Source organism: Frankia sp. AiPa1, from assembly GCF_023243075.1.
Lineage (GTDB): Bacteria > Actinomycetota > Actinomycetes > Frankiales > Frankiaceae > Frankia.
Window position 1 is genome coordinate 1 of sequence record NZ_JALKFZ020000068.1, and the last position, 6,586, is coordinate 6,586.

Consider the following 6,586-nt stretch of genomic DNA (forward strand, 5'->3'; position numbering starts at 1 on the left):
GGGGCTACGGGGTGGGGGGCCTGTGCCAGCGTGGGGGCCCGGGCCCCACAGCGTCAGCGATATTGCAGGATCGTCCTCGTCGCCGCGTGTGACGGTGAATGGGCCGCTGACAATCCTCGTGTCGCTTCTACAGGGTTACGAAGGTGCATATCGGACACCGAACCCAGTAGAAGCGACACCGTGGCTTGCCGCCCCCCGGCCACCCGCACCGGCCAGCACGGACGGTGAGATTTGCCGGGGCAGCCGGCCGCGAGCCGGAAATCTGGCCGTGAGCCGGAACTCGCGGGACGCCGGGCCGGCTGTCCACGAAGAGGCGGCTCAGCGCAGGGGGCGCTCCGGGGCGGCCTGGGCGGCCTGGGCGGCGATGGGCTCGGTGTTGCTGTCCTCGACCGACTTGCGCTCGTCCATCGGGGTGTAGGGGCGCTGGTCGTAGCCGACGTAGAGCTGGCGCGGGCGGGCGATCTTCTGCTCCGGGTCGAGCAGGCCCTCCTCCCACTGGGCGAGCCAGCCGGGCATCCGGCCGATGGCGAACAGGACCGGGAACATCTCCACCGGGAAGCCCATGGCCTGGTAGATGATGCCGGTGTAGAAGTCGACGTTCGGGTAGAGCCTGCGGGAGACGAAGTACTCGTCCTCGAGCGCGATCCGCTCGAGCTCCATCGCGAGGTCCAGCAGTGGGTTCGTGCCCGTGACCTTGAACACCTCGTCGGCAACCTGACGGATCACCCGGGCACGTGGGTCATAGTTCTTGTAGACCCGGTGCCCGAAGCCCATCAGTTTCTTCTTGCCGTCCTTCACCTGGGCGATGAAGGCGGGGATGTTCTCCACCGAGCCGATCTCGGCGAGCATCCGCAGCACCTGCTCGTTCGCCCCGCCGTGCAGCGGGCCGTAGAGTGCCGCGATCGCAGCCGCCGCGGCTGAGAACGGGTCGGCCTGGGAGCTGCCGACGGCGCGCATGGCGTTCGCCGAGCAGTTCTGCTCGTGGTCGGCATGCAGGATGAACAGCACGTCGAGGGCGTGCTCGAGGTTCGGGTCCGGCTCGTACCGCGGCTCGGTGGCCTTCCACATCATGTTGAGGAAGTTGCCGGCGTAGGACAGATCGTTGTCCGGGTAGGCGTACGGGAACCCGACCGAGTGTCGGTAGGAGTAGGCCGCCAGCGTCGTGATCTTGGCAATGAGGCGGACGATCTGCAGGCGGCGCAGGCCCGGGTCGTCGATCGACTTGGCATCCGGGTAGAAGGTCGACAGGGCGCCGACGGTGGAGACGAGCATGCCCATCGGGTGGGCGTCGTGGTGGAAGCCGTCGATGAACTTCTTGATCGACTCATGCACCAGGGTGTGGTGGGTGATCTCGTCTTCCCAGGTCGACAGCTCGCCGGACGAGGGCAGCTCGCCGGCCAGCAGCAGGTAGGAGACCTCGAGGAAGCTGCTCTTCTCCGCCAGCTCCTGGATGGGATAGCCGCGGTAGCGCAGGATGCCGGCGTCACCGTCGATGTACGTGATCGCGCTGCGACAGCTCGCGGTGTTGGTGAACGCCGGGTCATATGCCATCAACCCGAAGTCGTCGTCGCTCGTCTTGATCGAACGAAACGCGCTCGCGCGTACCGTGCCGTCCGTGACCGGGACCTCGTAGGTCTTGCCGGTTCGGTTGTCGGTGACGGTCAGGGTACTGACCTGCTCGGACACGCCGGGCTCCTCTCGCGGTGGCGATGCCGTACATGTACGGCCCTGCCCCAGCCGGGGCGCGCATCCGGGTACGGAGCGCTCACGCCGGTTCGCTGGCTCACATGGTTCCCCCAAGTTTGGCTGCTCACGGCGGCACATGCGCGTGATCGGTGAGCCTCATCCCACGTGTGCTGCACCACCCCGATCGGGGCGGTCCAGGCCATGACGGTTGCGATGCGACGGGACGCGCCGCGTCGCCGATTAGTAACGTTCGGGCACCGTCCGGTACCTACCCGATAGGGGAGGCGGCATCCGTCCTTCCGGCGGCCGCCTCTGCCGTGGCCCGCCCGCCAAACCCGCCGAACCCGCCAACCCTGCCGGGCCCACGCGGTTCCGCGGTACCGGCCGGGGTTCCGCCGGCGCGCAGCCAGGCGAGCACGGCCAGCACCCGGCGGTTGTCGTCGGACGACGCCGGCATCCCCAGCTTGGTGAACACTCCGGCGATGTGGTTCTCGACGGTCTTGGGCGCCAGGTGCAGCCGGCCGCCGATCCCCTGGTTGGAGCGGCCCTCGGCCATATGCGCGAGCACCGCCCGTTCCCGTGGGGTGAGCCGGCTCAGCTCGTCGGCGTGCCGCCGGTGGGCGAGCAGCCCCGCGACGATCTCCTCGTCGAGGACCAGACGCCCGTCCGCGACCCGGCGCAGCGCGTCCAACAGCGCGCCGATGTCGTCCACCCGGTCCTTGAGCAGATAGCCGAGGCCGCCGGTGGCATCGCCGAGCAGGCGCAACGCGTAGGGGATCTCGGCATAGGTCGACAGCACCAGCACCGCGATCCCCCGGTGCCGGGCCCGGATGCGTTCCGCGGCCACCAGGCCCTCGTCGGTGAAGGTCGGCGGCATCCGGATGTCCACGATGACCACCTCCGGCTGGCTGCGGGCAAGCCCCTCGATCAGCTCGTCCGCGGTGGACGCCTGCGCGACGATCTCCATGCCCGAGGCCGTCAGCAGCATCGCCAGGCCCTCCCGGAACAGCGTCGAGTCGTCCGCGATCGCTATCCGCACAGCTAGCTCCCCCTGTCGCTGTCGAACGAGGCACCTTCCGGTGCCCACAGACATGCGTGATCTCGTACGGTCCTGCCGCGCCGAAGCCGCTCAGCAGGGGATGTTCGCCGTCAGACGGGTGCCGCCGCCGGACGGGCTTGCGATCACCAGCGCTCCGCCGAGCGCCCGGACCCGGTCAGCGAGCCCGGCCAGGCCGCCGTTGTCCACCTCGACGGCGCCACCCTTGCCATCATCGGCCACATCGATCCGGACAACCGCACCGTCATGACGCACCGTGACCATTGCCCGGGTCGCGCCCGCGTGCTTGACGGTGTTCGTGAGCGCCTCGCAGATCGTGTAGTAGGCACCTGCCTCCAGGACCGCGTCGAAGCGTTCCGCGGTGACATCCAGCTCTACCTCCACTGGCAGGGCGGCCGTGACAACCTCCAGCGCCGGCCGCAGCCCACCCTGACTGAGCACGGCCGGATGGATGCCCCGCGCAAGGCTGCGCAGGTCGGCCAGAGCGTGCCGTAGGTCTTCGCGGGCAGCATCGATAGCGGAGATCGTATCGGGATCCGTGGCCTTCGCCCGGGCAAGTCCGAGTCTCGTCGCCAGCGCCAGGAGCCGTTGCTGCGCGCCGTCGTGCAGGTCCCGTTCCAACCGCCTGCGCTCGTGCAGGCCGGCCTCCACAAGACGGGCGCGGGATGTGCGCACGGCGTCGAGCTGCGCGGCCACGGTGGCGTGCAGCCGGGCGTTTTCCAGCGCGAGCACGCTCGCCTGGACGGCCGCGGTGACCAGGTCGCTGTTGCGTCGCATGGTCGGAGCCGCCGTGATCACTGCGAGTGGTGCGCCGGTCGATGTCCGAACCTTCATGATCAGTTCGGCGGCCTCGGTCGACGGCGGCTGTCGGGTCACGCCATCCGCGTCGACATGTCCTTCCTCCTCGGGCAGCCAGAGCAGGATCTCGGCGGAGTCGTCGTGCAGCGCGGTGCGCAGCGCGGTGCGCACGGCCCGCACGGTCGGTGGGCTCGGCAGCGTCGCGAGCAGCTGGGCAATGCGGGCACGGACGAACACTCGGCGCAGCACGGCGATCGTGAATGCCACCGGGATCGTCAGCAGGGTGAGCGACACCGCGGCGAACTCGGGTTCGATGCGATCGCTGCTCGGGTTGTAGGCGCTGATGTTGACGGCGGCCGCGAGGAGGAAGGCGACCAGCACGGCGATCGCCACCGGCTGGAAGATCCGCCGGTCCAGCTCGGAGTACCGCCGCAGCCGGTCCCGCACGACCAGCAGGAACGCGCCGGCCAGCACCAGGGTGATCCCGTCCAGGATCCAGACGACGAGGTTGTAGGTGCCGTGCTCGATCGGCGATCCGTACCACCACACGTCGGCGCCGTCCGGATAGCCGAACCACTGCGGTCGGGCGATGCCGATCAGGGCCAGGTTCGCCACCGGAACGACCAGGACGGCGGTGGCGAGCAGGGAACGTTCGACGTTGTTGCGCAGCCGCCCGGTCGGATAGCGCAGCACGCCCCAGCCGATGCAGATCCAGAAGTGGGAGTAGGCGAACGAGGACACCAGCGCTGAGGGACCGGCCACCCAGGTCGCCGTCCAGGACAGCGGCCACAGTAACCCGCCGAGTGCGAGCGCGCCGGTCACGCTGCCCAGCGACTCCTCTCCGTTGAGCATGGCCGCGGTGAGGATGAAGGCGACGGTGACGGCCACGTTCGCCCCGGCAGCGAGCGGGCTGTGCCCGAAGGCGGGCCATTCGCAAATGGTGGCCATGGCGGCCGCGGCTGACCCACCGACGGCCAGACACCACGGCCGGTGGCGTGCGGCGCAGGCGGCGAGGCGGCTGGGCAGGCGGGGATGGGGCACGTCAGCCGACGTTATGTAGCCGGGATCTCACTCGGCAAGGGTCGCATATCGACCGTTGCTGGCTGCGGGTTACCCCCGAGATCGTGAGGCCGTGATCCCTTGCCGAAGAGGCGAGTTCGCCCCGAAGCCACCAACCGCCGCCCGGGTGGACCCTGGAGCCTGGACCGGCACCGACGGTGATCACGTTCGCTTGATGCGGGCCGGTCCTACCGAGGTCGGCTGCCGCCGGGGGGCGGCCGACCTTGGCCCCGGAAATCTTCGGGGTGGTCGGAGGTGGCTCTGGGCAGCCGAGTACCGTCAGACGATGGAGACCGGGACGGCCCGTGACGCCGAACTCGCGTCCGCACTGCGGCTGTCGGTGATGCGGCTGTCCCGACGGATGCGCCAGGAGCGGTCCAGCCGACTCACTCCCACGCAGGTTTCCGCGCTCGCCTCGCTGGAACGGCACGGGCCGATGACGCTCGGGGAGATCGCCGCGCACGAGCGGGTCCAGCCACCATCGATGACCCGGGTGGTCGCCCACCTCGCGCTCGAGGGCCTCGTTGAGCGTCGGCCGCATCCCACCGATGGCCGCCAGGTGATCGTGGAGGCAACCGGCAAAGGTCGGGATCTGCTGGCGGATGACCGGCGGCGTCGCGACGAATGGCTGATCATGCGCCTGGCGGAACTGTCCAGCGAGGAGCTCGCGGCGCTGAATCACGCGGCGCCCGTCCTCGACGCCCTCGCCGGATTCTGACCGCTCGCCCGTCCGCTCGTCCGCTCGTCCTGCCGCGCGCCCGGCTGGTCGGCGTCGTTGCGGCGTACCCGCACCGCACCTCGTGTCGCGGGAGAGGCATCACAGCTCCACCCAGCCGCCCCGCAGATGGGACGTGCCGGCCGCGGCCAGCAGTCGGTTCGCGGCGAGCAGGTCGTAGAAGGTGGCCCCGCGTACCAGCCTGGTGTCGTCGAGTTCGGTGGCGCGCACGACGTCGTAGGTCGCTTCCATCAGACCGGGCCGTGCCGTGGTCGCGGCCGGCAGGATCAGATCACGGACACCGTGCTCGTCCTGTCGGCGGACCTGCCGTCCGCGCACGACCAGTCGGCCGTCCTGACCGCACACCGTGATGGTGGCGGTGTCGAGTGCGCCGTCCATCCGCTCGTTGACGAGGACGGTGGCGCCACTCGCGGTCAGCAGGGCGAGGGTCACCGGCGCGTCGGGGGTCAGGATCGGGGCTGGCATCGCGGTGCGGTCGGCGCAGACCGCGAGGATCTCGCCGCACCACCGGATCACCAGGTCGATGATCTCCACCCGGCCGTCCGGGCCGGTGGGCGCGCCGACCACGGTCATCTGGGTCAGCCGGCCAAGCGTTCCGACGGTGGCGGCGACATGGGTCGCCGTCGGCCAGGCCCGACCGTTCAGAGCGACAACGTGCGCGAGGTCGCCCTCTTCGGCGAGGTCGGCCACCGCGCGCAGCGCCTCGTCGGCGGCGCCGGCCGGACCGGCGAGCAACACGTGCAGGCCGGACTCGGCCGCCCGCTGAGCGACGATGTCGGCGCCGGGCGGGCGGGTCTCGACGCAGACCGCCTCGATGTCGTCGGTCAGCAGGGCGAGCAGATCGACATAGGCCCGAGGAACATCGGCCTCTGCCGCCCAGGCCAGCGACTCGAGCGGTTCCGGCGCGAGCAGTCCGACGACGTCGACCCCCGCGTCCCGAAGGACGGCCGCGGTCGTGCTCTGCGAGCCGTCGGTGACCAGCGCCATGGTGAGCGGCAGTTCCGGCTGGCGGCGGCGGGCCGTGCGTCGGTGCTCCCGCCAGCCCACAGACAGGGCAGGGTCACGTGGTGGTACCAGCTCGGGCAACATCGTCACGGTCCGATAGTGCCTGTGGTAGGCGGCCGCGCGAGGGACATGGTGCCGTTTGTCGGGGGGGGGGGGGGGGGGCCCCCCCCCCCCCCCCCCCCGCCCCCCCCCCCCCCCCCCCCCCCCCCCCCCCCCCACCCCCCCCCCCCACCCCCCACCCACCC

The 6,586-nt window shown here is 70.6% G+C and carries 5 protein-coding genes; 1 reads left to right on the top strand and 4 read right to left on the bottom strand.

The window, feature by feature from the left end; all coding sequences use genetic code 11:
* Nucleotides 1-318: 318 nt before the first annotated feature.
* The 3 genes from MXD95_RS07270 to MXD95_RS07280 form a co-directional block, all read right to left on the bottom strand.
* Nucleotides 319-1,686 carry a citrate synthase gene (locus tag MXD95_RS07270; protein WP_250639777.1) on the bottom strand — a complete coding sequence of 456 codons (1,368 nt, stop codon included), beginning with the start codon at nucleotides 1,684-1,686 and terminating at the stop codon, nucleotides 319-321.
* 268 nt (nucleotides 1,687-1,954) lie between these two features.
* Nucleotides 1,955-2,725 carry a response regulator transcription factor gene (locus MXD95_RS07275; protein ID WP_250639778.1) on the bottom strand — a complete coding sequence of 257 codons (771 nt, stop codon included), beginning with the start codon at nucleotides 2,723-2,725 and terminating at the stop codon, nucleotides 1,955-1,957.
* Between the two features lie 90 nt (nucleotides 2,726-2,815).
* Nucleotides 2,816-4,489 carry a sensor histidine kinase gene (locus MXD95_RS07280; protein WP_250639779.1) on the bottom strand — a complete coding sequence of 558 codons (1,674 nt, stop codon included), beginning with the start codon at nucleotides 4,487-4,489 and terminating at the stop codon, nucleotides 2,816-2,818.
* 397 nt (nucleotides 4,490-4,886) lie between these two features.
* Here MXD95_RS07280 and MXD95_RS07285 point away from each other — a divergent pair, with 397 nt between their 5' ends.
* Nucleotides 4,887-5,318, top strand: coding sequence for a MarR family winged helix-turn-helix transcriptional regulator (locus tag MXD95_RS07285; RefSeq protein WP_250639780.1), 432 nt, complete (start codon nucleotides 4,887-4,889; stop codon nucleotides 5,316-5,318).
* Between the two features lie 99 nt (nucleotides 5,319-5,417).
* Here the strand turns inward: MXD95_RS07285 and MXD95_RS07290 are convergent, their stop codons facing one another.
* Nucleotides 5,418-6,431, bottom strand: a complete 1,014-nt coding sequence (locus MXD95_RS07290; protein ID WP_250639781.1) for a Gfo/Idh/MocA family oxidoreductase — start codon at nucleotides 6,429-6,431, stop codon at nucleotides 5,418-5,420.
* Nucleotides 6,432-6,586: the final 155 nt, after the last annotated feature.